Source organism: Streptomyces sp. NPDC001070, assembly GCF_053598835.1.
In genome coordinates this window covers 116939-143328 of record NZ_JBSFLB010000018.1, presented here as the reverse complement: position 1 = coordinate 143328, position 26390 = coordinate 116939, and the positions used below count along the sequence as shown (strand labels likewise).

The 26390-nt window shown below is 74.2% G+C and carries 27 protein-coding genes; 9 read left to right on the top strand and 18 right to left on the bottom strand.

Features of this window, described 5'->3' with window-relative positions:
• Positions 1 to 281 precede the first annotated feature (281 nt).
• Genes lnt through fxsA form a run of 3 tightly spaced genes read left to right on the top strand, consistent with a single transcriptional unit; the run spans position 282 to position 3414 of the window.
• Positions 282 to 1940 carry an apolipoprotein N-acyltransferase gene (gene lnt / locus ACWDAS_RS22795; RefSeq protein WP_450393802.1) on the top strand — a complete coding sequence of 553 codons (1659 nt, stop codon included), beginning with the start codon at positions 282 to 284 and terminating at the stop codon, positions 1938 to 1940.
• On the top strand, positions 1937 to 2731 hold the full coding sequence (locus tag ACWDAS_RS22790; protein ID WP_450393799.1) for a polyprenol monophosphomannose synthase: 795 nt from the start codon (positions 1937 to 1939) through the stop codon (positions 2729 to 2731). Before lnt ends, ACWDAS_RS22790 begins: the two co-directional genes overlap by 4 nt.
• Before the next feature lie 44 nt (positions 2732 to 2775).
• Complete coding sequence (gene fxsA, locus ACWDAS_RS22785) at positions 2776 to 3414, top strand: FxsA family membrane protein (protein ID WP_450393796.1); 639 nt, start codon at positions 2776 to 2778, stop codon at positions 3412 to 3414.
• Between the two features lie 63 nt (positions 3415 to 3477).
• Here fxsA and ACWDAS_RS22780 read toward each other — a convergent pair whose 3' ends face one another.
• The 4 genes from ACWDAS_RS22780 to ACWDAS_RS22765 form a co-directional block, all read right to left on the bottom strand.
• Positions 3478 to 3852 carry an RNA polymerase-binding protein RbpA gene (locus ACWDAS_RS22780; protein ID WP_450393793.1) on the bottom strand — a complete coding sequence of 125 codons (375 nt, stop codon included), beginning with the start codon at positions 3850 to 3852 and terminating at the stop codon, positions 3478 to 3480.
• 255 nt (positions 3853 to 4107) lie between these two features.
• The gene (locus ACWDAS_RS22775) at positions 4108 to 5496 is read right to left on the bottom strand and encodes an MFS transporter (RefSeq protein ID WP_450393790.1); all 1389 of its coding nucleotides are present in this window, start codon (positions 5494 to 5496) and stop codon (positions 4108 to 4110) included.
• 223 nt (positions 5497 to 5719) lie between these two features.
• Entirely contained in the window at positions 5720 to 6910 is a 1191-nt protein-coding gene (locus ACWDAS_RS22770; protein ID WP_450393787.1) for a hypothetical protein, read from the bottom strand.
• A gap of 290 nt (positions 6911 to 7200) precedes the next feature.
• The gene (locus ACWDAS_RS22765; RefSeq protein WP_450393785.1) at positions 7201 to 9000 is read right to left on the bottom strand and encodes an acyltransferase family protein; all 1800 of its coding nucleotides are present in this window, start codon (positions 8998 to 9000) and stop codon (positions 7201 to 7203) included.
• A 203-nt stretch (positions 9001 to 9203) separates the two neighbouring features.
• Between ACWDAS_RS22765 and ACWDAS_RS22760 the strand changes: the two genes are divergently transcribed.
• The gene (locus ACWDAS_RS22760; protein ID WP_450393782.1) at positions 9204 to 10469 is read left to right on the top strand and encodes a class F sortase; all 1266 of its coding nucleotides are present in this window, start codon (positions 9204 to 9206) and stop codon (positions 10467 to 10469) included.
• 22 nt (positions 10470 to 10491) lie between these two features.
• Here ACWDAS_RS22760 and ACWDAS_RS22755 read toward each other — a convergent pair whose 3' ends face one another.
• Both ACWDAS_RS22755 and yczE read right to left on the bottom strand, forming a co-directional pair.
• On the bottom strand, positions 10492 to 11280 hold the full coding sequence (locus ACWDAS_RS22755; protein ID WP_450393779.1) for a glycerophosphodiester phosphodiesterase: 789 nt from the start codon (positions 11278 to 11280) through the stop codon (positions 10492 to 10494).
• Positions 11277 to 11957 (bottom strand): membrane protein YczE, encoded by a 681-nt coding sequence (gene yczE / locus ACWDAS_RS22750; RefSeq protein ID WP_450393776.1) that lies wholly within the window; start codon positions 11955 to 11957, stop codon positions 11277 to 11279. The genes ACWDAS_RS22755 and yczE overlap by 4 nt, the downstream gene beginning before the upstream one ends.
• Before the next feature lie 98 nt (positions 11958 to 12055).
• Here yczE and yczR point away from each other — a divergent pair, with 98 nt between their 5' ends.
• Entirely contained in the window at positions 12056 to 13546 is a 1491-nt protein-coding gene (gene yczR / locus ACWDAS_RS22745) for a MocR-like transcription factor YczR (RefSeq protein ID WP_450393773.1), read from the top strand.
• A gap of 122 nt (positions 13547 to 13668) precedes the next feature.
• On the opposite strand, the gene ACWDAS_RS22740 is transcribed toward yczR, so the two are convergent.
• The 5 genes from ACWDAS_RS22740 to ACWDAS_RS22720 all read right to left on the bottom strand — a co-directional run bounded on the left by ACWDAS_RS22740 (position 13669) and on the right by ACWDAS_RS22720 (position 16999).
• Positions 13669 to 14055: a hypothetical protein gene (locus ACWDAS_RS22740; protein ID WP_450393770.1), complete on the bottom strand. Its 387-nt coding sequence runs from the start codon at positions 14053 to 14055 to the stop codon at positions 13669 to 13671.
• A gap of 124 nt (positions 14056 to 14179) precedes the next feature.
• Complete coding sequence (locus tag ACWDAS_RS22735) at positions 14180 to 14314, bottom strand: hypothetical protein (RefSeq protein WP_450393767.1); 135 nt, start codon at positions 14312 to 14314, stop codon at positions 14180 to 14182.
• 59 nt (positions 14315 to 14373) lie between these two features.
• Positions 14374 to 15006 (bottom strand): hypothetical protein, encoded by a 633-nt coding sequence (locus tag ACWDAS_RS22730; protein ID WP_450393764.1) that lies wholly within the window; start codon positions 15004 to 15006, stop codon positions 14374 to 14376.
• A 52-nt stretch (positions 15007 to 15058) separates the two neighbouring features.
• The gene (locus ACWDAS_RS22725) at positions 15059 to 15517 is read right to left on the bottom strand and encodes a MarR family winged helix-turn-helix transcriptional regulator (protein WP_450393761.1); all 459 of its coding nucleotides are present in this window, start codon (positions 15515 to 15517) and stop codon (positions 15059 to 15061) included.
• A 162-nt stretch (positions 15518 to 15679) separates the two neighbouring features.
• A complete protein-coding gene (locus ACWDAS_RS22720) occupies positions 15680 to 16999 on the bottom strand; it encodes a M28 family metallopeptidase (RefSeq protein ID WP_450393760.1) in 1320 nt (439 codons plus the stop codon).
• 167 nt (positions 17000 to 17166) lie between these two features.
• Between ACWDAS_RS22720 and ACWDAS_RS22715 the strand changes: the two genes are divergently transcribed.
• A complete protein-coding gene (locus tag ACWDAS_RS22715) occupies positions 17167 to 17544 on the top strand; it encodes an RNA-binding S4 domain-containing protein (protein ID WP_450393758.1) in 378 nt (125 codons plus the stop codon).
• A 159-nt stretch (positions 17545 to 17703) separates the two neighbouring features.
• Here ACWDAS_RS22715 and ACWDAS_RS22710 read toward each other — a convergent pair whose 3' ends face one another.
• The 3 genes from ACWDAS_RS22710 to ACWDAS_RS22700 all read right to left on the bottom strand — a co-directional run bounded on the left by ACWDAS_RS22710 (position 17704) and on the right by ACWDAS_RS22700 (position 21048).
• The gene (locus tag ACWDAS_RS22710; RefSeq protein WP_450393755.1) at positions 17704 to 17844 is read right to left on the bottom strand and encodes a hypothetical protein; all 141 of its coding nucleotides are present in this window, start codon (positions 17842 to 17844) and stop codon (positions 17704 to 17706) included.
• A 187-nt stretch (positions 17845 to 18031) separates the two neighbouring features.
• Positions 18032 to 20344 carry an ABC transporter permease gene (locus tag ACWDAS_RS22705; RefSeq protein WP_450393753.1) on the bottom strand — a complete coding sequence of 771 codons (2313 nt, stop codon included), beginning with the start codon at positions 20342 to 20344 and terminating at the stop codon, positions 18032 to 18034.
• Complete coding sequence (locus tag ACWDAS_RS22700) at positions 20341 to 21048, bottom strand: ABC transporter ATP-binding protein (protein WP_450393750.1); 708 nt, start codon at positions 21046 to 21048, stop codon at positions 20341 to 20343. The genes ACWDAS_RS22705 and ACWDAS_RS22700 overlap by 4 nt, the downstream gene beginning before the upstream one ends.
• 140 nt (positions 21049 to 21188) lie before the next feature.
• Between ACWDAS_RS22700 and ACWDAS_RS22695 the strand changes: the two genes are divergently transcribed.
• Together ACWDAS_RS22695 and ACWDAS_RS22690 are read left to right on the top strand one after the other, a co-directional pair.
• The gene (locus ACWDAS_RS22695) at positions 21189 to 22070 is read left to right on the top strand and encodes a sensor histidine kinase (RefSeq protein WP_450393748.1); all 882 of its coding nucleotides are present in this window, start codon (positions 21189 to 21191) and stop codon (positions 22068 to 22070) included.
• Positions 22067 to 22771, top strand: coding sequence for a response regulator (locus ACWDAS_RS22690; RefSeq protein ID WP_450393745.1), 705 nt, complete (start codon positions 22067 to 22069; stop codon positions 22769 to 22771). The genes ACWDAS_RS22695 and ACWDAS_RS22690 overlap by 4 nt, the downstream gene beginning before the upstream one ends.
• Before the next feature lie 239 nt (positions 22772 to 23010).
• On the opposite strand, the gene ACWDAS_RS22685 is transcribed toward ACWDAS_RS22690, so the two are convergent.
• On the bottom strand, positions 23011 to 23454 hold the full coding sequence (locus ACWDAS_RS22685; RefSeq protein ID WP_450393743.1) for a YchJ family protein: 444 nt from the start codon (positions 23452 to 23454) through the stop codon (positions 23011 to 23013).
• A 117-nt stretch (positions 23455 to 23571) separates the two neighbouring features.
• Here ACWDAS_RS22685 and ACWDAS_RS22680 point away from each other — a divergent pair, with 117 nt between their 5' ends.
• Positions 23572 to 24447, top strand: a complete 876-nt coding sequence (locus tag ACWDAS_RS22680) for an ATP-grasp domain-containing protein (RefSeq protein WP_450393741.1) — start codon at positions 23572 to 23574, stop codon at positions 24445 to 24447.
• Between the two features lie 3 nt (positions 24448 to 24450).
• On the opposite strand, the gene ACWDAS_RS22675 is transcribed toward ACWDAS_RS22680, so the two are convergent.
• From ACWDAS_RS22675 to ACWDAS_RS22665, 3 genes are all read right to left on the bottom strand, one after another.
• Positions 24451 to 25221, bottom strand: coding sequence for a uracil-DNA glycosylase (locus ACWDAS_RS22675; protein WP_450393738.1), 771 nt, complete (start codon positions 25219 to 25221; stop codon positions 24451 to 24453).
• Positions 25222 to 25370: 149 nt separating this feature from the next.
• Positions 25371 to 25520: a hypothetical protein gene (locus tag ACWDAS_RS22670; protein WP_450393736.1), complete on the bottom strand. Its 150-nt coding sequence runs from the start codon at positions 25518 to 25520 to the stop codon at positions 25371 to 25373.
• A gap of 8 nt (positions 25521 to 25528) precedes the next feature.
• Positions 25529 to 26332, bottom strand: a complete 804-nt coding sequence (locus ACWDAS_RS22665) for a DUF3152 domain-containing protein (protein WP_450393733.1) — start codon at positions 26330 to 26332, stop codon at positions 25529 to 25531.
• Between the last annotated feature and the right edge of the window lie 58 nt (positions 26333 to 26390).

The window sequence follows — 26390 nt, the reverse complement described above, 5'->3', positions numbered from 1 at the left end:
CGATCCGCAGCCAGCGGGTCCCAGGTCGGCCCGAAGGGCGTTCCGGGCCCCGAGCAGTCCCCCGCCATCCGACCGGGACCGCCCGCCGCGAAGGCCGGCGCACCCGCGTCCGGGCAGCACCGGCACGAGCCCTCCCCGGCGCACGAGCGGCCCCGTCCGAGGCGTATCCGCCCGGCGGGAGGTTCCACCGTCGGAGGCTTTGCCCGCCCGGGGTCCGCAGGTGGGGCCGTTAGGGGTACGGTCACTCTCACACAGTGACCACCTGCAGGAAGGCCGCAACCTTGCGACCGCGCTCCGACGCCGCACCGGCCCCGGCCGCTCCGCCGGCGACGTCAGAAGAACCGCTGCCGCCCCCCGCCCCGGCGCCCGGCCGTGCGGTCCGCATGGCGCGCGCCGTACGCCGGCACGCGCGGCGGTCGGCGCTCGCCGCGCTGTGCGGCCTGGCGCTGGCGGCCGCCTTCCCCCCGTACGGGGTGTGGCCGCTGTCGATCGCGGCCGTGGCCGGGCTGGCACTGCTGACGCGGGGCCGTACCGCCGGGCAGGGCGCGTGGCTGGGCTTCGCCTTCGGGCTGCCGTTCTTCGTGTGGCTGCTGCTGTGGCTGCGGGTCATCGGCTGGGACGCGGTCGTGGGCCTGTCGGCGATCGAGGCGGCGTTCATCGCCGTGCTCGGCGCGGGCCTGGCCGTCACGTCGCGGCTGCGCGCCTGGCCGCTGTGGGGCGCCTGCCTGTGGGTGGCGGAGGAACTCGCCCGGGACCGGCTGCCGTTCGGCGGCTTCCCCTGGGGCCGGCTGGCGTTCGCGAACACCACCACCCCCTTCACGCCCCTCGCGGCGCTGGGCGGCGCGCCCCTGGTGACCTTCGCCGTCGCGCTGTGCGGCTCGCTGCTGGCCGCGGCCGCCGTCGCCGTGTGGCTGCTGCGCACCGGCCCGGTCGTCTTCGGCCGGCGCCGCTTCGCGCCCGCCGCGGGGGCGGCGGTCCTCGCCGTCGCGACCTTCGCCGCGGGCTACGCGGTGCCGGTGCCGACCAAGGCCGACGACACCGTCCGGGTCGCCATCGTGCAGGGCAACGTCCAGCAGCCGGGGATGCACTTCCTCGGCCGGCCGCTGAAGATCCTCAGCAACCACGTCGAGGCGACGCTCAAGCTCGCCGAGGACGTGAAGGCGGGCCGCACCCCCAAGCCGGATCTGGTGATCTGGCCGGAGAACTCCTCCGACATGGACCCGTTCGCCGAGCCACAGGCCTACGCGCTGATCACCAAGGCCGTCCGCGCCGTGGGCGTCCCCGTCCTCGTCGGCGCCCTCGTCGACGGCCCGGACGCGGAGCACGTCCAGAACGAGGGCATCGTCTGGGACCCGGAGACCGGCCCCGGCGCCCACTACACCAAGCAGCACCCGGTGCCCTTCGGCGAGTACGTGCCCTTCCGCAAGCAGCTCACGAGGGTCATCAAGCGGCTCGACCAGGTCCCGCGCGACTTCTACCCCGGCACGGGCAGCGGCGTCCTGCGGATCGGCCCGGCGAAGCTCGGTGACGTCATCTGCTTCGAGGTCGCCTACGACGGGATCGTCCACGACACCGTCACCGCCGGCGCCCGCGCCCTGATCATCCAGACCAACAACGCGACCTACGGCCGGACCGGCCAGCCCGAGCAGCAGCTGGCCATGTCGCAGCTGCGGGCGGTCGAGCACGGCCGTGCGGTGGTGACGGCCGCGACGAGCGGCATCACCGCCGTCGTCGCCCCGGACGGCCGGATCGAGCAGCGCACCGAGGAGTTCACGCAGGACGTGCTCAGCGCGCGGCTGCCCCTGCGCGACGATCTGACGGTCGCGGACCGCGTCGGCTCCGCTCCCGAATGGACCCTCGCTATGGTGGGCCTCCTGTCCTGTGCCGCGGCGATCGTGCTCGGCAGGCGGGGACGTACAGAGACGAAGGAGCAGCAGTGAGCGATGGCGGTGGGGTCACCCATGGTGCAGCCCAGGGGAGGACATTCGGGCCGCTCGGCACGGTTCTCGTGATCATCCCGACGTACAACGAGGCCGACAACGTCAAGCCGATCGTCGCCCGGGTCCGGGCGTCCGTGCCCGAGGCTCACATCCTCGTCGCCGACGACAACAGCCCCGACGGGACCGGCAAGCTCGCCGACGAGCTGGCCGCCTCCGACGACCACGTCCACGTGCTGCACCGCAAGGGCAAGGAGGGTCTGGGCGCCGCCTACCTGGCGGGCTTCCGCTGGGGCATCGAGCAGGGCTACGGCGTGCTCGTCGAGATGGACGCCGACGGCTCGCACCAGCCCGAGGAGCTGCCGCGGCTGCTGACCGCGCTCAAGGGCGCCGACGTGGTGCTGGGCTCGCGCTGGATCCCCGGCGGCCGGGTGGTCAACTGGCCCAAGTCCCGGGAGTTCCTGTCCCGTGGCGGCAGCACCTACTCGCGTCTGCTGCTCGACGTGCCGCTGCGCGACGTCACCGGCGGCTACCGGGCGTTCCGCAAGGAGACCCTGCAGGGCCTGGGCATGGACGAGGTGGCCTCGCAGGGGTACTGCTTCCAGGTCGACCTGGCGTGGCGCGCGGTGAAGTCGGGCTTCCATGTCGTCGAGGTCCCGATCACCTTCGTCGAGCGGGAGCGCGGCGACAGCAAGATGAGCCGCGAGATCGTCGTGGAGGCGCTGTGGCGGGTCACCGCCTGGGGCGTCGGCTCGCGCGTGAAGCGGCTGGCGGCCGGGCGGCGCCGGGACTGACCGGCCCCTCCGGGCCCCGGCGGGGAGCAGGCACAATGGTCCGTATGACGATCAGCTCCCCGCCGCCGGCCGGTCCGCGGCAACCGGGCGGCTCACGCCCGAGCCCGCGTCGGCGCCCGCGCGCCGGGACGTGGATACCGCTGGGCGTGGCCGCCTACGCGCTGCTGGAGATCTGGCTGCTCATGCTCGTGGCCGAGGCCGCCGGCGGGCTGACCGTCCTCCTGCTGCTCGTGGCGGGTTTCGTGTGCGGGGCGCTGGCCGTACGGCACGCCGGTCGCAGCGCCTGGCGGGCGCTGAACGCCGCGATGCGCTCCGGGGGCCCGGAGCGGGAGCCGGAGCGGGGCGGTTCCGGCGGGGGGAGCGCCAAGAACGGCGGGAGCGGCGCGGCGCCGATCATGGTCGGCGGACTGCTGCTGATGGTGCCCGGGCTGATCTCCGACGTGATCGGGCTGCTGTTCCTCTTCCCCCCGACCCGGTCGCTGCTGACCAGGGCGGGCGGCCGGGCGCTGAACCGCCGGGCGGCGGCCACGCACGAGCAGGGTTCGTTGGGGGACCTCTTCGCCCAGGCGCGCGCCGCCGACCAGCAGATGCGGATCCACCGTCCGGACGGCAAGGTCATCCAGGGCGAGGTCGTCGACCGCGACCCGGAACGGGACAACGAAAACCCCGGGCCGCGGCACTGAGGCCACGCTCGCCCGGGGCGCACGTATGACCGGGCCCGCCCCTCACGGGCCCGCTTCCTTCTGTCAGGCGGTCTTGCGGTTGTCGCGCGGGTGCACCGCGATGTTCATGGCGCCGGAGCGCAGGACGGCCAGCCGCTCGGCCAGCACTTCCTCCAGCTCCTCGACCGTGCGCCGCTCCATGAGCATGTCCCAGTGCGTGCGCGCGGGTTTGGTCGTCTTCTCCTCCGGGCCCTCTCCGTCGACCAGGAGCGCGATCTGGCCGCAGGCGCGGCACTCCCACTCCGGCGGAATCTCGGCCTCCACCGAGAACGGCATCTCGAATCGATGTCCGTTCCGGCATGCGTACTCAACGGTCTGGCGCGGTGCCAGATCGATGCCGCGGTCGGTCTCGTAGCTTGTCGCCCCGAGTCGCGTGCCGCGGAGAGCTCGCTCACTCATGAATCGTGCCTCCCGGGCTGTGTCGCCCACAGGACAGGTGTCGCTGTCGTCGTCATCCGGTCAACGTCCGGTCGGCGGTGAAGATTCCCGTATCGGGAGGTGCGTCGCCCGTCGTGCCGCCACTTTTTGTACCCATCGACGCCCGTTTTGTCACATCTAGCGGGAGATGTCACCCTGCGTTCTGCTATCTTTGGCGCGCAGTAACGGTCCGTCCGACGGCCAACGGCGTACACTACCGCGCCGCACCCACCTGCACTAAATCGTCTCGGGGACCGGATTGCCCGCGGCCGCCACCGCCCGCCGCATCGGCACCCGCGCCAGCAGCACGAAGCCGATCACGAAGAACGCCACCAGCGAGACGATCGCGTCGCGGTAGCTCCCGCTCAGCTGGTACGTGAGGCCGAACAGCAGCGGCCCCAGCCAACTGGTTCCCCGGTCGCTGACCTCGTACACCGAGTAGTACTCGGCTTCCTTGCCCCGCGGGATGAGGTGCGAGAAGAGCGAGCGCGACAGGGCCTGGCTGCCGCCGAGGACCATGCCGATGGCCGCGGCCAGACAGTAGAAGGCCGCCGGATCGCCGGCCGGAAGGAAGAAGCCGGCCCCGATCGTCAGCGTCCACGCCACCAGGGAGCCCAGCACCGTGCGGCGCGCACCGTACCGTGCGGCCAGCCGGCCCAGCAGCAGCGCGCCGAACACGGCGAGCACCTGCACCAGCAGGATCGCGCCGATCAGTGCCGTCTCGTCCAGCTTCAATTCCTCGGAGCCGTAGAGGGAGGCCTGGGAGATCACGGTCTGGATGCCGTCGTTGTAGATGAGGTACGCCAACAGGAAGGCCAGGGTGAGCGGATGGCGGCGCATGTCCCTGAGGGTGTCCGCGAGCTGCCGCCAGCCCTGGCGGAGCGAGCCCCCGCCCTTGGCGGCGCGCCCGGCCGACGCCGCGCCCGGCGCGGTGTCGCGCAGGCGCATCAGCGGGACGAGCGTGAAGGCGGCCCACCACACGCCGGCCGAGGCCAGGCATATCCGCACCGCCATGCCCTTGGAGACACCGACCGCGTCATGGCCGAGGAACAGCGCCAGGTTGGCCACCAGCATCAGCGCGCCGGCCGCGTAGCCGAACGCCCAGCCGCGCGAGGAGACCGCGTCCCGCTCGTGGGGCTCGGCGATCTCCGGGAGGAAGGCGTTGTAGAGGACCATGGACGCCGCGAAGGCGACATTGGCGAGGATCAGCAGCGCGCCGCCGAGGAGGTAGCGGTCCCCGGTCACGAGGAACATCGCCGTCGTCGCCGCGGCGCCGAGGTAGGCGAACGCCCCCAGCAGCGCCTTCTTGCGCCCCGTCCGGTCGGCGATCGCCCCGGCCAGCGGCATCACCAGCACCGACAGCAGCACGGAGGCGGAGACCACGTACGCGAAGTACGCCCCGGCCCGGACCGGGATCCCGAGCGGGTGGACGTAGCCGTCCGGACCCGCGGCGGTCTCGGCGATGTCGGTGAGGTACGGCCCCAGGAAGACCGTGATCACGCTGGTGGAGAAGACCGAGTTGGCCCAGTCGTAGAAGTACCAGCCGCGCTGCGCGCGCCGCCTGTCGTGGGCCGGGCCGGCGGTACCGCCGTGCACCGCCGTGTCCTGCGCCTCGCCCGTGGTCACCCGTGGTTCCCGCCGTTCCGTGTCCGTGCGCCGTGCCGATGTGATCGGTCATGATGCCATCCACGGCCGGGGTGGGGGAGAGGGATCATCCGCTTCGTGCGTCCGTTCACCGGGCGGACGCCTCCCGTCCGCCTCCCGCCTCCGCTGACGGGGCTGCCCCCGGGCGCCGCGCGGGCGGCCCGGGGGCAGGAGGGTGTTCCCGTGTCGCGGAGGTCCGCGACGATCAGGCGTTGCCGCCGTTCATCCGACGACGGCGCAGCAGGTACACACCGCCACCCGCGGCGGCGGCCAGGAGCGAGGCGCCGACCAGGGTCTCCGGGGTGTTCATGCCCATCGAACCACCGAAGCCGGTGTCGGGGCCGCCACCGTTGCCGCCGCCACCGCCACCGCCGCCGCCGTTGCCGCCGCCGTAACCGCCGCCGCCGTAACCGCCGCCACCACCGTGACCGCCGCCCTTGCAGCCCTTGTTGCCGTGACCGCGGCCGTAGCCGCCGCCGTTGTCGCCGCCCTTGCCGCCCCACGAGTCGTCCATGTTGCGGCCGTCGTCGGACGAGGTGTCGAAGCTCTGCGTCGTCAGGTCCTGGCCGCCGCTGCGGTCGCTGTTGTCGCCGTTCCCGTTGCCGCGGTTGCCGTTCTCGCCTCCGTTGCCGTTGCCGCGGTTGTTGCCGCCGCCGTTCTCGTCGTTGCCGTTGTCGCCGCCACGGCCGTTGTCGCCGCCACGGCCGCCGTTGTCGCCGCCACGGCCCTCGTCGTCGCCACCGCGACCGCCGCCGTAACCGCCGCCGCCGCCGCGGCCGTAGTCGTCGTCGCCCTTCTCGCCCCACCACGACTCGCACCGGTCGTCACCCCGGCCGTAACCGCCGTAGCCGCCGTGGCCGCCGCCGTGGCCGCGCCCGTAGCCGCCGTGCTCGTCGTCGTCGCCGCGGCCGTGGTCGTCGTCGCCGCGGCCGTGGTCGTCGTCGTTGCCGCGGCCCTCTCCGTCACGGCCCTCTTCTCCGTCACGGCCGTTGCTTGCCGAGCTCGGGCTCGGCGAGGCGCCGACGGCACCGACAACGAGGTTCGTGCTAGCGGTGGCGCCGTTGGTGCCCTCGCAAGAGAGCCTGATGTTGTAGGTGCCGGAGGGAGTGCCCAGAGGAACGGTCAGGTTGTAGCGCAGCCGGGCCGGGTTCGTCTGGGTGGTCTCGGTCAGTTCGACACCCGGCGTCGGCACCCCCAGTTCGGGCGCACTGAGGAACACGCCCACGCCGCTGGGGCAACTGTCGGACGCGGTAGTGACGGTGACGACTTGCCCCGGAATCGCGGCGACGCCGGGCGGAATGGTCTGCGGGTCAGGAACGGCGAACGCAGTTGATGCTGGCAGGACGACGGCCGCGACCGTCATCGTCGCCGCTGCGAGAATGCGTGAACCACGCATGGGGTGAACCTCCTTGCGGGACGGGGCAGGAGGGATTGGCTTTCCCTCGACACGAACTGCGACCGCGTCCTTGAGATCCATGGCACGAGGGCGGGGATCTTCACGCACCTCGGAAACGGCACACGCCTTCGGCCGGACGGGGCATCAGGAATTCGGCCGGAACAGCGTTGTCCCAGGTGGAAGGCGTACCCGGGGCGACGTCAGAAAAATGTGAAGAGCTCGTCAAACGGGTGACGGGAAGTCAGAGGATCTCGACGGTCGCAGTCGCTCGAGGCGGCGCCGGCCGACGCTCAGTCAGGTGACGCTGTACCAGGCGACACGCCGTCAGGAATGGCGCCCAGGGTGGCGGCGATCGTGTCCGCGTACAGCTCCGCCCCTTCGGGGCGCGGGTGGATGCGGTCGCCCCAGAGCAGTTCGGCGTGCCCGGAGACGGTCGCCCGCCAATTCACCAGAATGGCCCCGGGGTGTTCGCGCACACCCCGTGCGAGGGCGGCGTTCACCCGGGGCTCCCATGATCTGGGGGCCTGGACGTCCACGAACGCGACCCTCCGCTGCGGGCCTGCGATGCGCACGATCCGGTCGAGGGTCTCGCCGGTGAAGTCGCCGTTCGTGCCGAGTCCCACCACGACCACGCGGCGCAGCCGGCCGGAGTCCCGCAGACCCTCCAGGACGCCGGGGGCCGCGTTCATCTGGCGGCCCACCACCGCGTCCACCGCGATCCCCGGCAGCCGCCGCCGTAGCGCGTCGGCCGCGGCGAGCATCACGGAGTCGCCCACGGCGGTGATCTGGGCGCCCGTTGCGACCCGCGACTCCTGCGGCCGTTCCACGACCGGGGCCGCCGCGACCGCCCGCTCGCCCGAGGCGATCTGCGCCTGCAGTCCGCCGCCGGAGGGGGCCCGCAGCACGCCCACCCAGGCGACGCAGGCCGCGGCCGCGCCCGCCAGCGATGCCGCCGCGACCACGCGGGGACGCAGCCGCCACGCCCGGCGCAGGCGCTCGTTGCACAGCTCCGCGTAGCCCCGTACGCCGAGCCGCAGCAGGGGCTCCTCCAGGAACCGGAACGACAGCGCCGCCAGCGCCACCGGCAGCACGAGGCAGGCGACCCGGGCGACCGGTGAACCCAGCGCCTCCGGGGCGGCGTTGACCAGGCACGCGAGCACGGGCCAGTGCCACAGGTAGACGCCGTACGAGCGCCGCCCCAGCCACGGCAGGGGCCCGCGGGACAGGGCGCCCGCCACCCGTCCCGGGCCGCACGCCGCGACGGTCAGCGCCGCCGCGGCCAGGCACACCGGCACGAGCCCGCCCCGGTACACGAACGGCCCCGTGCCCGACGCGAGCAGGGCCGCGGCGGCGAGCAGGGCCAGCCCGGCCGCCCCCAGCGCGTCGACCGCCCGGACGTATCCCGCCCGGCGCAGCGTCCCGGCCCGGGACAGCGGGAGGGCCAGCGCCACCGCGGCGCCCAGCAGCAGCCCGCCGCCGTGCGTGTCGGTGCCGTAGTACACCCGGGAGGGATCCGTGCCCGGCACGTACAGCAGCGCCATGGCCGTGAAGGACGCCGCGGCCGGCACCGCGGCGCACGCCGTCTGCCACCGCTGCCGGCGCAGCACCGCCATCACCGCCCACAGCAGCAGCGGCCACGCCACGTAGAACTGCTCCTCCACCGCCAGCGACCACAGATGGCGCAGTGGCGGTTCGGCCCCGACCCGGGCGAAGTACATGTCGTGCCGGTCCAGCTGCCACCAGTTGCTGCGGTAGGTGAGGGCGGCGGTGACCGCTCCCCGCAGATCCCGGCGGCCGTCCCCGCCGACGACCGTCGCGGCGCATGCGGTCGCCGCGAGTACCAGCCACAGGGCCGGCAGCAGCCGCAGTGCCCGCCGCTTCCAGAACACGCGGAGCCGCAGCCTCCCGCCCCGCCAGCGGTCGGCGGCGAGCACGCTCGTGATCAGGTAACCGCTGATCACGAAGAAGAGGTCGACGCCCAGGAAGCCGCCCGGCAGCCACGCGTCGTGCACGTGGTACACGACGACGGCTGTGACGGCCAGTGCGCGCAGACCGTCGAGGCCCGGCGCGCGCGGGTGGTGGGCGTTCATCAGGCCACGGTCGGCATCATCGGCGCTTCCGGCGGCAACGCAGCGCCGGATTGCCCCCGCTGCCGCATCGGCTCCACCTGATCGGGTGAGGAGTAAATTGCCCTGTTGGCGCTCATCCGATCGCGTATGTCGCATACTTCCGTTTAACATCATTTATGACGGACTGTCACCTATGACTGACCGGTCGGAGCTGAAGGATTGCGATGCTGCGAAATCCCGGGGAGCACACCACCCCCGTGCCCTGGTACGGACACCCCGACGCCTGGTACGGGCAGCCCGACCCCTGGTTCGGCCAGCCGTTCGTGCCCGGGCACACCGCCGACGCGGCACGAGCGGCGGGCCGGCCCGGCCGTACGCCGCAGCCGCCGGCCCGGGCCCGGCCCGTTCACCCGGCCACGCCGCAGGCCGGGGCGGCGCCCAAGGCGAAGCCGAAGAGGAAGGGGAAGCCCGCTCAGCAGGGGCAGGCCGTCGCGAAGAGCCCGGCGACGGCTCAGGCGAAGACCCCGGCGACACCCGCGGCGAAGGCCGCGCCGAAGAGCCCGGCGACGGCTCAGGCGAAGACCTCGGCGACACCCGCGGCGAAGGCCGCGCCGAAGAGCCCGGCGACGGCTGAGGCGAAGACCTCGGCGACACCCGCGGCGAAGGCCGCGCCGAAGGCGCCGGCACGGCCCGCGGCCAAGGGGGCCCGCCCGGCCGCCGGTACGGCCCAGGCCCAGGTCCGGGCGGGCGGGGCCGCGGCGCAGGCAGGGCGTCCGCCGGTGCGCCGGCCCGCAGGTCCGGGCACCGGAGGCGCCGTCCGCCGCGCCGCGGGACGCCCGGGGCAGCTGCGGCTCACGCGGCGCGGCCGTGGTGCCGTCGGGGTGGTCGTGTGCTCCGTCCTCGTCACGGGAGTGGTGCTGACCTTCGACGGCTTCGCCGGGAAGGACGGGCCTCCCCAGCCGTCCGCCGCCTCCGCGGCGCTCCCCGACGGGGCCGGGACCATCAAGGTGCCGCCACCGCTGCCGCCCGCCCAGCCGACGCGCATCCGCATCCGCTCGGTGAGCATCGACGCGCCGATCATGAACGTGGGCCTGGACAGCCGCGGCATCATCGCGGCGCCCCCGCCCGAGAAGGCGAGCGAGGCCGCCTGGTTCAAGGATTCGGTCAGCCCGGGTGCCCGGGGCTCCTCGGTCATCGTCGGGCACGTCGACAACGAGAGCGGCCCGGCGGTCTTCTACAGCCTAGGGGCCCTGAAGAAGGGCTCGACCATCGACGTCGCCCGCGACGACGGCACCACGGCGACCTTCACCATCTACGGGATCGAGGTGTTCACCAAGGCCGAGTTCCCCGCCAAGCGCGTGTACGGGGACACCAAGGACCCCGAGCTGCGCGTCATCACCTGCGGCGGCACCTACAGCAAGGCCTCCGGATACTCCGGCAACGTCGTCGTCTTCGCCCGCCTGTCCAAGACCAAGGCGGCCAAGGTGTGAGGAAGGGGGCGGTGACCGGCCGTCAGGTCCAGGCTCCGCGCTCGGTGTACACCGAGCGCAGGGCCTCCAGCCGGTCGGTCATGATCCCGTCCACGCCGAGGTCCAGCAGGGCGTGCATCCGGGACTCGTCGTTGATCGTCCACACGTGCACCTGCATGCCCAGCCGGTGTGCCGCCGCGAGGAACGCGGAGTCGACGACCCGGATGCCGTACGCCCGCTCGGGGACCTGCACGCACACCGCGCCGCGCCGCCGCGCCGCGGCGAGGAGCAGCCGTTCCGCGGCGCGGCCGCCGCGTGACAGCAGCCGCAGATCCGCCACGCCCCGGGTGCCCAGGGAACTCGCCAGCCGCGGCCCGCCCAGCGCGCGGGCCCGGACCAGCCTGGCCTCGGAGAACGAGCCCACGCACACCCGGTCCCAGGCGCCGGCCCTGCGCACCGCCTCCACCAGCGGCCCGACCGCCGCGTCCGCCTTGGCGTCGACGTTCCAGCGGGCCTCGGGGAAGGTCTCCAGCAGTTCCTCGAACAGCGGCACCGGTTCCCGGCCGGCCACCCGGGCCCGGCTCACCTCGCGCCACGGCAGGTCCGCGATCCGCCCGCGGGCGTCGGTGACCCGGTCCAGGGACCCGTCGTGAAAGGCCACCAGCACGCCGTCCGAGGTCAGGTGGACGTCGGTCTCCAGATAGCGGTATCCGAGGTCGACGGCCCGCCGGAATGCCCAGGCGGTGTTCTCCAGTCCGTCCGCCGTGCCGCCGCGGTGGGCGAAGGCGATCGGGGCCGGGCTGTCCAGGTAGGGATGGCGTGTGGCGCTCACTCCGGCAGTATGGCGCGCCCGTCCGTGGTGTCCGCCACCGGCTGCCCCCCACGGGCCACGACCACCGAGTCGTCCTCCGGCAGCGGCTGCGGCAGCTCGAAGAAGCGCAGGAAGAACTGGGCCAGCGGGCCGATCGACACCGCGTACACGACCGTACCGATCCCGACGCTGCCGCCGAGCACGAAGCCGACCGCCAGCACGGTCACCTCGATCACGGTGCGCACGAGGCGGATGGAGCGGCCCGTACGGCGGTGCAGGCCCGTCATCAGGCCGTCGCGCGGGCCGGGCCCGTAGCGGGCCGTGATGTAGAGGCCGGTCGCCACGCCGTTGAGCACCACGCCCGCCACCAGAAGCGGGATCCGCACCCCGAGGCCGTGCGGCTGGGGGAGCAGGGTGAGCGTCGCGTCCATCGACAGGCCGACGACGAAGACATTGGAGACCGTGCCCGGGCCGGGGCGCTGGCGCAGCGGCCACCACAGCAGCAGGACGAGCGCCCCCACGGCGACCGACACCAGGCCTATGCTGACGCCGGTGTGCCGCGAGATGCCCTGGTGGAGGACGTCCCAGGGGTCGAGGCCCAACGCGGCGCGTACCTGCAGGGCGGCGCTCGCCCCGTAGAGGGCCAGTCCCGTGTACAGATGCAACAGGCGGCGTGCGGTGGTGGATTGGCCCTCCACGGGACCCCCCTCTGGCCATGACGAGTGAATGCGCCACACTATGTGGCATGGTCTAGGGAGAATTCCATGGCCAATATGCGGAAGGTGGACCGGAAACCATGTCGCAGTGGACCGCAACGGTAGGGGTCACCCATCTCGCGCGGCTTCTGGAGCCCCGGCCGCAGCGCGCCACCGGCCGCCGCGTCCCGGCCTACCGGGGTCTGGCGGACAGCATCCGGGTCCTGGTGCTGGAGGGCCGCGTGCCCGTGGCCGCGCGGCTCCCCGCGGAGCGCGAACTGGCGCTCGCGCTTGCCGTCAGCCGCACCACCGTCGCCGCCGCGTACGAGGCGCTGCGCGCCGAGGGCTTCGCCCGCTCGCGGCGCGGGGCGGGCACGTGGACCGCCGTCCCCGAGGGCCACGCCCTGCCCACCCGCGGCCTGGAGCCGCTGCCCCCGGACGCCGCGGGCACCGTGATCGACCTCGGCTGCGCGGCGCTGCCCGCGCCCGAACCCTGGCTGTCGCGCGCCGTCGAGGGCGCCCTGGCCGACCTGCCCTCCTACTCGGCCACCCACGGCGACTTCCCCGCCGGGCTGCCCGTCCTGCGCGAGGCCATCGCGGCGCGCTACACCGCGCGCGGCATCCCCACCCTCCCCGAGCAGATCATGGTGACCACCGGCGCCATGGGGGCCATCGCTGCCGCCGTACGCCGCCTCGGCGCGCCCGGTGAGCGCGTCGCCGTCGAGTCGCCCAGCTACGCCAACGTGCTGGAACTGCTGCGGGAGAGCGGCGCCCGGCTCGTCCCGGTCGCCATGCGCGAGGGCCTCGGCGGCTGGGACCTCGACGGCTGGAAGCGGGTGCTGCGCGACGCGGCCCCGCGCATGGCCTACGTCATGCCCGACTTCCACAACCCCACCGGCACCCTCGTCCCCGACGACCAGCGCCGCGCCCTCGTCGAGGCCGCCCGGGCCGCCGGCACCGTGCTGGTCGCCGACGAGACCATGGCCGAGCTGTCCCTCGACGGTTCCGCCGGCACCGCGCCGCGCCCGATGGCCGCCTTCGACCGCGGCGGCAGCGTCATCACCGTCGGCTCCGCCAGCAAGGCGATCTGGGCCGGTCTGCGCATCGGGTGGGTCCGTGCCGCGCCCGACGTCGTACGCCGCCTGGTCAGCGCCCGCGCCTACCTCGACCTGGGCTCGCCCGTCGTCGACCAGCTCGCCGTGGCCTGGCTGCTGCGCACCGGGGCCTGGGACGACGCCGTCGCCGCCCGCCGGGAACGCGCGCGCGCCCATCGCGACGACCTCGTCGCCGCGCTCCGCGACCGCCTGCCGGACTGGGAGTTCGCCGTCCCCGCGGGCGGTATGACCATGTGGGTGCGCACCGCCGACGTCTCCGGCTCGCGACTGGCCGTCGCGGGCGAGCGCCTCGGCGTACGCGTCCCCTCAGGCCCGCGCTTCGGCGTCGACGGCGCCTTCGAGGGCTACATCCGCCTGCCGTTCACCGTCGGCGGCCCCGTCGCGCGCGACGCCGTCGACCGCCTGGCCGCGGCCGCCCAGACCGTCCGCGACGGCGGTGGCTCCGAGGGCGAGGGCGCGGGGCTGTTCGTGGCCTGAGCTCGTGGCCTTGCCCACCGGGTACGAGGTGTCCGCCCGCCCTCCGCCAGGGCGCGTACGGGTGGACAGGCGCCGGGACGGCCTGCCGGGCAAGCCGTCCCTGGCGTCATGACGCCGTCCGCTCAGCGGCCGCCGGGGAGCTCCGTGAGGCGGAGCCGGAGTTCGACTTCCTGGTCGCCGGAGACCGAGCCCTGCTCCTCGAGGCGGAAGGAGTCGCTGAGCACCTTCTTGACCTCGCGCACGTGGCGGGGGCCGCCGGAGAGGTCCGCGGTCAGGGCGCCGTCGAGGTGGACGGGTCCCAGCTCGTGACCGTGGCTGCGGGTGTCGACGGAGGCGGCCCACACGGTCGGGTGGGCGGAGCCGGGGCGGGGCTCGACGGCCTCGGTGAGCGATTCGCCGGGCCGCGTCGGGAAAGCCGCCTCCAGGGCGCCGAGCACGGCTCCGGCGTCCGTCCGCTCGCAGTCGGTGAGGAGGACGTCGACGTGGGAATTGGTGTGATGACTGCTCATCAGCGGTTCTCCTCTCGGGAGAGGCCCGGCTCGGTGCGGTGCCACCGCAAGCCGCGCCCCTTTTCAGCGTAGGCCGGTGGCCGTGCGCCCGCAGCGGGCGCACGTGAGTCGAGGAGCGCCCGGGTCACGGGGACAGGACGCCCGCGACGATCGCCAGCGGCATCAGGCCCGCGCTGTCCCCGCCCAGCAGCAGCGCCGCGAGCAGCACGGCCGACACCGGCAGCCGGAAGCACGCGGTGACCGCGGCCGCCAGGCCCACCGCGAGGGCGGGCGCGGGTCCGGGACCCGGCAGTCCCGCGCACGCGACGCCGGCGGCGCCTAGGAGGAGCGAGGGAAGATCGGGCCGCCGCGGAGGCTGCCGAGGCAGATGCTCCAGCCCAGCCCCTTGAACAGCACGAGCAGCAGCAGCGCGGCGACCGGCCAGGCCCCCAGGTCCGTGGATCGGCCGTCGCGGACTGCCCCGACAGCGCCGCCTCCGCGGGGAGCGCCCGGAGGTCGGCGCGTACGCGGAGAGGCACACACCGACGGCCACGGCGCACACGGCGGTGCGCGGCAGGGTGTGTGCCGCCCCGTCCGGTCGGCGACGCGCCGGCCCAGGGCCATGACGGCGGTCACGCCGTACCCGATGAGAACGGCGAGCGGCATGCCCCGCAGGAAGTGGGCGGCGTCGGGGATCCCCGCGGCCGGGACCGAGGGCAGGGACAGGGCGCCGGTCGCGAGGCCGGTCCGGTGGCCGGCCGAAGCCGGTGAAGACCAGCACGCCGACCCCGCTGGCGAGCAGGCACGGCAGAGCGTGGTGAATACGAAGGCCGCGAGTGAGAAGGGGATGCCGAACAGCGCGGCGAGCAGCAGCGTCCCCGCGTAGCCGCGATCGCGCAGCATCCGGGGCAGCGAGGGCTGGGGCACGTCCTGCGGTGGCACCTGGGCGTCCCCCTCGGCAAGGGCGGACACGCCTCACTATCCGACGGGCCACGGCACGTGCCCGGTGGCGCCGCCTGACGGGCTACGCCGGGGTGTGCACCGCTTCGAGCGCGTCCACCAGGGGCGCGAGCCCGGGCTCCGCCGACGCCTTGGCCAGCGCCTCGCGCAGCGCGCGGTCGTTGGTGGGCCGGGCCTCGGCGAGCAGCGCGAGCCCCGCCTCGCTGACGTCGGTGTAGATGCCCCGGCGGTCGGTCACGCACAGATAGCGGGTGAGCAGGCCGCGGTCCTCCAGGCGCGTGACGAGCCGGGTGGTGGCGCTCTGGCTCAGTACGACGGCGTCGGCGACCTGGTTCATGCGCAGATGGCCGCCCTCGCCGGCGTGCTGCCGGCTGAGCACCTCCAGCAGCGAGAACTCCCGCACGCTCAGAGCGTGCCCGCTCTGCAGGGCGCGCTCGATGTGGCCCTCGATCCTGTTGTGCAGTCGTGACAGGGCGCACCACTTCTGGGCGAGTTCGACGGGTGCGGTGTCCTTGGTGCTCATGGCGCAAGGATAGGCCACGGCGAGGGTTGTTCGCGTATGCAATATGTGGCGCCTGCAATGATTGGGGGTCGGGGGCTGCGTTTCGCGAGGTGGGTGCCGGCGGCCGGTGACGGCCCCCGCGCCGGGGTGGGGGCCCGGGGCGGTGCCGTCACCGGCGGGGGGTCAGAAGGTCAGGTTCCAGCTGTTGATGTAGCCGGTGTCCTGGGCGGCGACGTCCTGCACGCGCAGCTTCCAGGTCCCGTTGGCGACCTCGGCCGAGGCGTTGACCGTGTAGGTGGTGATGACGTTGTCCGCGGAGTCGCTGCTGCTCGAGTTCTTCAGCCGGTAGCTGCTCCCGTCCGGGGCGACGAGGTCGACGACGAGGTCGCCGCGCCAGGTGTGCCGGATGTCGACGCCGACCGCGAGGGCCGCGGGGGCGTTTCCGGCGATGCCGCTGACGGTGACCGAGGACGTCACGGCCGCGCCGTTGTCGGGGATGCTGACGTCGGCGGTGTTCTCGAAGACCGTGCCGGGCGGGGGAACCGCGGCGGTGCTCAGGGTCCAGATCGCGTTGGCGATCGCGTCGCTGTCGTTGTCCAGCGCGGCGTCGTTGATGTTCGACGCCGTGTCGCAGGAGGAGTGGTAGCAGCGGTCGAAGGCCTGCCCCGCCGTGCCGCCCCACTTCCGCGCCTGGGCGGAGGTCTTGATGTAGTCGGCGCCGGAGAACAGCCCGCCGACCGGGACGCCCGAGTTCTTGAAGGGCGCGTGGTCGGAGCGGCCGTCGCCCTCGGTCTCGATCTCGGTGGCGATGCCCTTGGCGGTGAACCAGTCCTTGAAGACCTTCTCCAGCGCGGCGTTGTCGTCGTAGACGAAGTAGCCGGGGTTGGGTGAGCCGATCATGTCGAAGTTCAGATAGCCGTCGATCTTGGCCCGGTCGGTGGTGGCCAGGCCGTTGACGTACGCCTTGGAGCCGACCATGCCCAGCTCCTCCGCGCCCCACCAGCCGAAGCGCAGGTGCTTGGTGGGCTGCAGGTTCTCACGCGCGACGGCGAGCGCGGTCTCCAGGACCGCCGCGGAGCCGGAGCCGTTGTCGTTGATGCCGGGCCCCGCGGTGACCGAGTCGAGGTGCGCTCCCGCCATGATCACGTGGTTGGTGTCACCGCCGGGCCAGTCGGCGATCAGATTCCAGCCGGTGGCGCCGCTCGAGGTGAACTGCTGCAGCACGGTGGTGTAGCCGGCGGCGTCCAGCTTGGCCTTCACGTAGTCGATCGAGGCCCTGTAGCCGGTCCTGCCGTGGGCGCGGTTGCCGCCGTTGGCGGTGGCGATCGACTGCAGCTGGCTCAGGTGCGCCTTGACGTTCGCCACCGGGATGTCGGGAGCGGCGGCGAGGGCGGCGGGCCGCGCGGCGGCGGGTCTCGCTGACGCGGGTGTCGCGGAGGCGGTGAGCAGGGCCGCGGCGAGCGCGGTGGCGGCCCCGGCCGCGACGATCTTGAATGCGGGCACAGGTCACTCCGGTGTGTGGGGGATGGAGTTGCGTGGGACTGTGCGGGCGGTACGGCGGCATGTTTGACGTGTGCATGCCTGGGCGCATCCTGTGGCTCGCGGGGCTTCCCGTCAAGAGCGCATACCGGACGCCGCGTTCCGGGAACCGGGCGCGCTAGGGTCGTGACATGGCTGACGACGAAGGCCCCGTGCGGGTCGACGCCTGGATCTGGTCCGTACGGCTCACGAAGACGCGCTCCACGGCCGCCACCGCCTGCCGCGCCGGGCACGTGCGGGTCAACGGCGAGCGCGTCAAGCCCGCGCACGCGGTCCGCCCCGGCGACGAGGTGCGGCTGCGCGGCGTCGGCCGCGAGCGGATCGTCGTCGTCACGCGCCTGGTGCGGAAGCGGGTCGGGGCCGCCGTCGCCGCCGAGTGCTTCGTCGACAACAGCCCTCCGCCGCCCACGCCCGAGGAGGTGCCGGCGCCCGTCGTCCGCGACCGCGGTACGGGGCGGCCGACGAAGCGGGACCGGCGGGACATGGAGCGGCTGCGCGGCGCGCGCTGAGACGGGTTCGGCGGCGCGGCGTGGGGTGACGGCGTCACGTCTGCGTGTGCGGTGAAGGTCTTCGGGACGCCCCCTGGGTGCGGCGGTGGTCGGTGCCGTGCCCTGGGGAGGTGCCGGCGTCCGCCATCCGCGGCCGCGGCCGCGGTACGGGGCGGCCGGTCAGCCGGTACCGGCGGGGAACCCGAGTGCGGCGAGCCGGGCGCGCACCTCGTTGAGCTGCGGCCGGCCGCCCGCCCCCGCCAGCAGTGCCTCGCCGGACCGCTGCAGCCCGGCCGCGCCTTCGGGGTCACGGGGCGACACGGGGATTGACGTTGTTCTTGGCTGGTTGTCGCCAGGGCACCGTGCGCGGCCGACGGGCGGGCGTGGGCTGGGCGATGCCGGCCGGAACCCGCCATCCGGGCTTCCGGCGGCCCCACGCCGGGTGCCCCTGCCGCCGGGCGGGGCAGGGGCACGCGGTGTGGGGCGAAGGGGGCCCGCGGGCGCGCCGTCACTCGTTGTGGAGGACCTGCGCGATGGTCAGGCGGGCCGCGCGGCGGGCGGGGAGGTAGGCGCCGAGGACCGCGATGGCGATGCCCGTCAGGGCGAGGACGGTCAGGGCCGCGGGGTGCCATACGTCCGTCATGTACGGGGGCAGCGTGAGGTCCACCGCGTCCGCCATCCGCGGGACCACCAGGTGGTAGCCCCAGATGCCCAGGGGAACGCCGAACACGGAGCCGAGGGCGCCGAGGGCGGTCATCGAGGTCGTCATCATCGTCGTGACCTGCCGCGGGGTCATCCCGATGGACTTGAGCATGCCCAGGTCCCGGCGCCGGTCGCGGGTGTTGAGGACGACCGTGTTGAAGACGCCGAGCGACGCGACGGCGGCCAGCATCGCGGTGAGCACCGACGCGGAGCCGACGACGGTCTGGGTGATGGCGTTCGGGCCCGTGATCGCCGGGCTGACGCCCGGGTCGGCGGCCGCGGCCGCGCGGGCGTAGGCCGCGCGGTCCGCGTCGTCGCGGAGCGCGACGTGGTAGGCGATGGGCCTCTCGCCCGGGGCGAGCGCCGTCAGCGTCGACCAGTCGGCGGCGACGAGCGTCGCGTTGCTCTCCATGTACGCGCCGACGATCGTCGTGTCCTCCCGCCGGTCGCCCTTCTCCAGCCGGAGGCGGTCGCCGACGTGCAGGCCGTTCTGCCGGAGGAAGGCCGTTCCCGCGACGACCTCGCCGGATCGGCGCATCCAGCGGCCCTCGGTGAGCACGCCGCCCAGCCCGGGCCGATCGCCCCGGCGGCCCTCCAGCATCGCCTTCCGCGCGGAGCCGGCGACGGTCACATCCACGTCCGACCTGGCCGTGATCCCGGTGACGCCGGGCAACGAGGCCAGCAGCGACTGGAGTTCGCGGTCGTCGTGCTCCGGCTCGATCAACTCGCCGTGCCGTACGTTGGACGCGTACACGGTGACTTGGTACGCGTCCCGGCCCGCCGCGCCGAACCGGGTCATCGTCGTGGCCAGACCGGTCGCGAACGTCACCGTGGTCACGCCCAGGACCACCGCGGCCAGCGTGAGGGCGCTGCGACCAGGCCGGGCGAACGGCAGTCCCATCCCCAGGCTCACCGAGCGCGGCAGCCTGCTCCCGGCCAGGCGCCGCTGCACGCCCGGCGCCCGCCCGGCCACCGGGGCGGCGCCCGCGCTGATCGCCCGCGCCGCGGGCAGCCGGTGCGCGCGCACCGCCGGGGCGAGCGCCGCGAGGACACAGACGGCCGGCATGCCGAGGAGGGCGAGCGCGTCCACCCAGGGCGCGATGCCGACGCTGTCGTGGAACACGCCCGCGTCGGGCCCCGTGAACGTGAATCGGAAGAACGGTCCCGCCAGTGCGTTGCCGATGACGACGCCGAGCGCGCAGCCGAGGACCGCGGGCGCGGAGACCATCACGAGATAGACGGCGAGCACCTGACCCGGTGTGAACCCCAGGGCCTTGAGGATGCCGATGTGCCGGAATCCGGAGATGACGGCGCCGCTGACCACGTTGGCGACGATCAGCACCGACACCACGATGCCGAGGACGCCGAAGGCCATGAGATACGGGGCGTACGCCCGCGCCGCACTCCCGATCCGGTGCTTGAGCGTGAGGTACGACCGCGATCCGGTCAGCGCGCCCTTCGGAAGTCCCTCGGTCGCTGTGCCCAGTTGCGCCCGGAGCCGGGCGTCCGACGACGCGTCTTTGAAGCGGAGGAGCATCTGGGTGGAGGCCGGGTGCAGGGCGCTGATCTGGGAGGGCGCGACCCAGGCGTCCGCGGTGCGGCTCAGGTCGAAGGCGAATCCGACGATGGTGAGAGTGGGACCCGAGGGGACCGGAATGCGCTTGCCCAGGTCGTCGTCCGTCCAGTCGGACTGCCGGTTGAGGACGACCTCGCCCGGCCGGGTCGGCCAGCGGCCCGCCCATAGGTCCAGCCGGTCCACCGGGCCACCGGGGCCGGGCCGGCCCACGATCGTGACCTCGCCGAAGACGCCGTACTTCGCGGTGTCCCACGGCAGGTCGACCGTGGCCTGGGGGAACGGCCCGGCGGCGGCCTCGACGCCGGGTCGCCCGGCCGCCTGCGCGAGTTGCGCGTCCGAGGCCTTGGAGCGGTCGAACACGGCGATGACATGGGGGCCGTGCTGCTCGCCGAAGGCCTTGTCGAACGGGGCGGAGGCCGCATCGACCAGACCGAGCGCGACGACGATGGCCCCGGTCGAGGTGAGCGTGACCAGTGCGATGACGAGGGTCTGGAGCCTGCGCCGCCGTACGGCCGCCCGCGCGGCCCGCCACACCGCCCTCATGCGGACCGCTCCAGGGCGTGCTCGCCGGTCACGCGGCCGTCGGCGAGGGTGATCAGGCGGCTCGCGCAGCGCCGCGCGAGGTGCTCGTCGTGCGTCACCAGGACGAGCGTCTGGCCGATCTGGTTGAGGTCGAGGAGCAGATCCATCACCTGTTCGCCCGCGCGGCTGTCCAGGGCGCCGGTCGGCTCGTCGGCCAGCAGCAGCGCCGGGCGGTTCATCAGCGCACGGGCCACGGCGACGCGTTGCCGTTCACCGCCGCTCAGCACCGCCGGGTACGCGTTGGCGCGGTCCGCGATGCCGAGTTCCTCGAAGAGCTCCAGGGCGCGGCGGCGGGCCGGGCGGGCGGGGGTGCCGGTCAGCTGGGCGGCGAGCGCCACGTTGTCCAGCGCGGACAGGTCGTCGACGAGGTTGAAGAACTGGAAGATCATGCCGATGCGGCGCCGCCGGTACAGGGCGAGGCCCTTCTCGCTCAACCGCCCCACGTTCTCGCCGTGCACCAGCACCGTGCCGCCCGTCGGCCGGTCCAGTCCGGCGATCATGTTGAGCAGTGTGGACTTGCCGCACCCAGAGGGTCCCATCACCGCGACCGCCTCCCCGGCCCGTATCTCCAGCGACACCCCGTCGAGCGCCGTCGTCCCGCCGTATTCCTTGCGCACGCCGTCGAGCCGTACGACGGCCTTTCCGGTGCTGTCATCAGTGACCATGCACAGGACGCTAAGGGCGGAGCGCGGCCCGGACATCCCTCCCCGGACGGCACCTCGGCTTCTGCCTCATCCTGGGGATGCAGAATCCCTGCATCCACGGGCTGATGTGCCCGGGGTGATCGTCTGCGAAGCTGAACCCCGTGGGCACGTGGGAGCCTTGGGCACTGGTTGCGGCGCTGGGGGTGGCGTGCGCGCTCGCCGCGTGCCTCGCGGTGGCGCTGGTGCGCACCCGGCGCCGCTGGCAGGCGGCCGTGGGGGAGCGCGGCTGGTTGCTGGAGCGGGAGCGGGAGAGCGCCGGCCGCGCCGCGGTGGCGGCCGAACGGGACCGTATCGCAAGGGAGTTGCACGACATCGTCAGCCACAACGTCAGCCTGATGGTGGTCCAGGCCGGGGCGGCGCGTGAGGTGCTGGGCACCATGCCGGACGAGGCCACCGCCGCGCTCCGGGCCGTCGAGGACGCGGGGCGCGGCGCGATGACCGACCTGAGGCACCTGCTGGGACTGCTGGCGCCGTCGCAGAACGGCGAGGACGCGGAGCGGGAGCCGGGCGGGCCCGGCGACGGGGGAGGCGAGGTGCCGGCACCGCAGCCCGGCCTCGACCGGCTGGGGGCGCTCGTCGACCGGGTCTCCTTCGCCGGGCTGCCCGTCGAGGTGCGCGTCTCCGGCGAACCGCGCCCCCTGCCGCAGGGCATCGACGTGACCGCGTACCGCATCATCCAGGAGGCGCTGACCAACGCGCTCCGGCACGGCGACGGCGGCAAGGCGGAGGTGACGGTGCGGTACGCGGAGCGCGCGCTGCGCGTGGAGGTGCTCAACTCCGGCCCCAGCGTGCTGAACGGAGCCGGGGCCGGGGCCGCGCAGCCCGCGGCGGCCCGCAACGCGGCGCGCCGCCGTGAGGGCACCGGCCGCGGTCTGCTGGGCCTGCGCGAACGCGTCGCGGTGTACGGCGGGGACCTGGACGCCCGGCGCCGCCTCGGCGGCGGTTACCGGGTCAGGGCGCGCATCCCGCTGGACCGGCCGTGACGGCGGCCGCGGACGGGGCGGCCCCCCGCGTGCTCATCGCCGACGACCAGACCCTCATCAGGACGGGCTTCCGGCTCATCCTCACCGCGCGCGGCATCACGGTGGTCGGCGAGGCCGCGGACGGCGCGGAGGCGGTCGCCGAGGCACGCCGGCTGCGTCCGGACGTCGTGCTGATGGACATCCGCATGCCGGCCATGGACGGCCTGGAGGCCACCCGCCGCATCCTGGTGCAGAACCCGGAGTGCCGGGTACTCATCCTCACCACCTTCGACCTGGACCGCTACGTGTACACGGCGCTGTCGGTGGGGGCGAGCGGCTTCCTGCTCAAGGACGTCACGCCGGAGCACCTGGCGGCGGCCGTACGGCTGGTCGACACCGGAGACGCCCTGCTGGCCCCGTCGATCACGCGGCGGCTGGTGGAGCGCTTCGCCTCGGAGCCCGCCCGCGCACCCTCCGTGCACGCCGACCTCGCCGCGCTGACCCCCCGCGAGCGGGAGGTCCTGACGCTGCTCGGCCGGGGCCTGTCCAACCTCGAACTGGCCGCGGAACTGACCCTGAGCGAGGCGACGGTGAAGTCACACGTCGCCCGCATCTTCGCCAAGCTGGCGCTGCGCGACCGCGCCCAGGCCGTCGTCATCGCCTACGAGACCGGCCTGGTCACGCCGGGCGACTTCGGGGCGACCGGGTCCCCGGGTCGCTGAACCGGGCCGATCGGCGGGTCGGACGCCAGGCCGGCCGCGGACAGGGCCGACACCTGCGCCGGGCTGCTGTGCAGCACCCTGACGGCGATGAGCGGGGAGGCGTCGAGCGCGAGCCACGTCCCGACCGTTCTCCCGGAGTACGCCGCCCGCAACCACCCGAACTCGCGTCCCGGCACGGCCGCCCTTGCCCCACCACGGCCCGCCGCTCGTCCCGGACCGTCATCCGTCGAAGGACGGGCTCAGGGCAGGGGCGCCACGTAGACCCACGCGCCGTCGTGGCGGACGAAGCGGCTGTGCTCCTCCATCGTGTCGTGCTCGCCGTGCAGGCTGTAGTGCGCGCGGAAGGCGATCGTGCCCTCGCTGTGGAAGGCGCTGCCGTCGGTCGTGGAGAGGATCTCCAGCCGCTCCCAGCGCAGGTGGTGGTCGAGGTCCAGTTCGGCGGGCCGGGTGTCCGGGTGCCAGGTGCGCAGCACATACGCCGCGTCGCGCACCGCGTAGGCGCTGTAGCGGGAGCGCATCAGGGCCTCGGCGGTGGGGGCGGCGGCGTGGCCCGCGTGGTAGCGGCCGCAGCAGTCGCCGTACGCGGCGGGCAGCCCGCAGGGGCAGGGCGCGCCGGGGGAGTGCGGCACGGGACGGGTGTGGGGGCGCGGGGCGGAACGGCGGCCGGGGCGGGACTTGGGCATGCCGCCATTGTGCACGCCCGCCGCCGGAGCACCGGGAGGCCCGGTGCTCCGGCGGCGATTCCGCCCGATAGCCTGCCGGGACTCGAGTCCTCCCCCGCACCACCCCGAGGAGCCCCCGTGCCGCAGCCGAGGATCGCCCTGGTGACGACCGCGAACCTCCCGGAGGGCGCCGTCGACCGCGACCTGCCGCTGCTGCGGGACGCCGTAGCCGAGGCGGGCGCGGAGCCCGCGGTCGTGCACTGGGACGACCCGGCCGTCGACTGGGCGGCCTTCGACCTGGCGGTCATCCGCTCCACCTGGGACTACACCTGGCGCTCGGAGGAGTTCCTGGCCTGGGCCGACCGCTGCGGTGCCGTCACCACGCTGCTCAATCCTGCGGGGGTCGTGCGCTGGAACTCCGACAAGCGCTACCTCGGCGAGCTCGCCTCCCTCGGCGTCCCCGCGGTGACCACCCGCTATCTGCCGCCGGGCCGCACGGACGAGCTCCCCGGCGACCACGAGTACGTGATCAAGCCCGCCGCGGGTGCCGGTGCCCGCTATGCCGCGCGCTACCGCCCCGAGCAGCACGAGGAGGCGCGGGCGCACGTCGCGCGGATGCACGGTGAGGGCCTCACCGCGATGGTCCAGCCGTACATGCCGCGCATCGACACCACCGGCGAGCGGGCCCTGGTCTTCCTCGGCGGCCGCTTCCTGCACGCCATCGCCAAGAACGCCGTGCTGTCTCCCGGCACGCGCTACGACCAGCGCAAGGTCGCCCACCCCGGGGTACGCCCCTGGACCCCGACCGATGCGGAACTGGCCGCCGCCGAGCGGGCACTGGCCGCCGTGCCGGGCACGCCTGAACTGCTGTACGCCCGGGTGGACCTGGTCGACGACGAGGACGGCACCCCCCGCGTGATGGAACTGGAGCTCATCGAGCCCAATCTGTTCCTGACGGACCACCCGGACTCGCTGCCCGCGGTCGCCGGCGCGATCGTGCGCGCCGCGCGCTGATCCTCAGCGGACCGCCGGCAGCCCGGCCCGGGCGGCGGCCGCGGCCAGGACCTCGCGCAGCATGGCGGGGGTGAGCCGGCCGGTGAAGGTGTTCTGCTGGCTGACGTGGTAGCAGCCGTACAGGTGCAGCGGCGGCCCGCCCTCCGCCGGGGCCGCCAGCTCCACGTGCGCGCTGTGCCCGAACCGGGGCAGCGGGCGCGGGAGCCGGTACCCCGCGCCGTCGAGCACGGGCAGCAGCGCCTGCCAGCCGAACGCGCCGAGGACGACGATCGCCCGCAGCGTGGGTTGCAGCAGCTCCAGTTCCCGGACGAGCCACGGACGGCAGTTCAGCCGCTCCTGCGGGGTGGGCTTGTTGGCGGGCGGGGCGCAGTGGACGGGTGCGGTCACCCGCACCCCGTACAGTTCCAGGCCGTCGCCGCGCTCGGTGGAGGCGGGCTGGGAGGCCAGACCGACGGCGTGCAGCGCCTCGAACAGCACGTCGCCCGAGCGGTCCCCGGTGAACATCCGGCCGGTGCGGTTGCCGCCGTGCGCGGCGGGTGCCAGCCCGACGAGGGCCAGCGCGGCGTCGGGCGGGCCGAAACCCGGCACGGGGCGGGCCCAGTACTCCCACCCGGCGTAGGCGCGGCGCCGGACCCGTGCGGTCTCCTCACGCCAGGCGACCAGCCGCGGGCAGGCCCGGCATCCGGTCAGCCGCTCGTCCAGCGCCGCCAGGTCCCGTGCGCCGGGCGCGGCGCGGGCGGGGAAGTCCGCCGAGTCCGGCGATTCCTGCTGCACCGTGTGCCGTCCCTTCGCGGGCCGTACGGGTGTCGTACGGGCCGGGGCCCACGCTACTCAGACGCCGGCCCCGCCGCAGAACGCGGCGGGGCCGGTGGGCCGACGGGGCGGCGGGCCGGGTGGCCGGTCGCGCGGAAGGGCGTGGCGGGTCAGGCGCGCGTCTGCTCCGGTTCCGGCGCCGGGCCGGACCGCTCCTCCTCCTCCTCCTCCTCCTCCTCCTCGCCCGCGCTCTCGGCACCCTGTTCCAGGGCGTGCAGCCCCTCACCCTCGACGTCCATGGCGCCGAAGAGTTGCGCCACCCGCCCGGTCACCGGAGCGCCGGGCCGGTGATCAGCCGCCCGTGGGAGTCGTACGGCCAGGCGTTGGGAGTGCAGCCGTGCAGGCCCTTGATCTGCTGCATCATCGCGGGGGCGGGCCGCCCCGGGCCGGGGCAGCCCCGGTGGCCGCGGCCGAGGCGGTGGCCCACCTCGTGGTTGACGATCAGCGCGTGGTATTCGGCCGGCCGGCCCTCGTAGTACGGGCTCAGCAGCACCCAGCGCTTGAGGTTGACCACGACGTCCTTGCCCCCGCTGCAGTTGACCTCGCCACCGGTGTCCAGGCCGTACACGGCGCACAGCGCGTCCGTGGTGTCCGGTGTCGCCAGCCGTACGAGGAAGTCGAAGGGCGGTTCGGCCACGCGGCGGAAGGCGGCCCCGCTCCTCGTCCAGCCGCGCTCGCCGGCGAGTATGCGGTCGACCTCCGCGGCCACGGACGCGGCGCTGTAGCCGGAGCCGTGCTCGACCTCCACGCCGTACCGCAGGGGAGTGCCGTGGCCGATCGTCCGCGAGCCGCCGGGGGCCCTGGTGAACCTGCCGTCGCCGTGCTGCGGCACACGGGTGGGCGCGGGGGACGGGCTGCTGCGCCGCGGCGTCGGCGGTGCGGTGGAGGGCGTCGCCCGCGCGCCGCCGGGTGCCGGGCTCACGGCGCCGGGCGGGGGGCCCGGCGCGGCCGGGGCGGACGGCCCGCGCTCGGCGGACGCGGTGACGGCCTGCTCACGGGCGTTCTGCTGGGCCAGCACCGCGCACAGCCCCCCGGCGCACAACCCGAGGACCACGAGCCGCGGCACGATCACGCGCCACCTGGGTTTCCTCGCCCTGCGCTTGTTCGTCCGACGGTGTTTCATGCGCCGA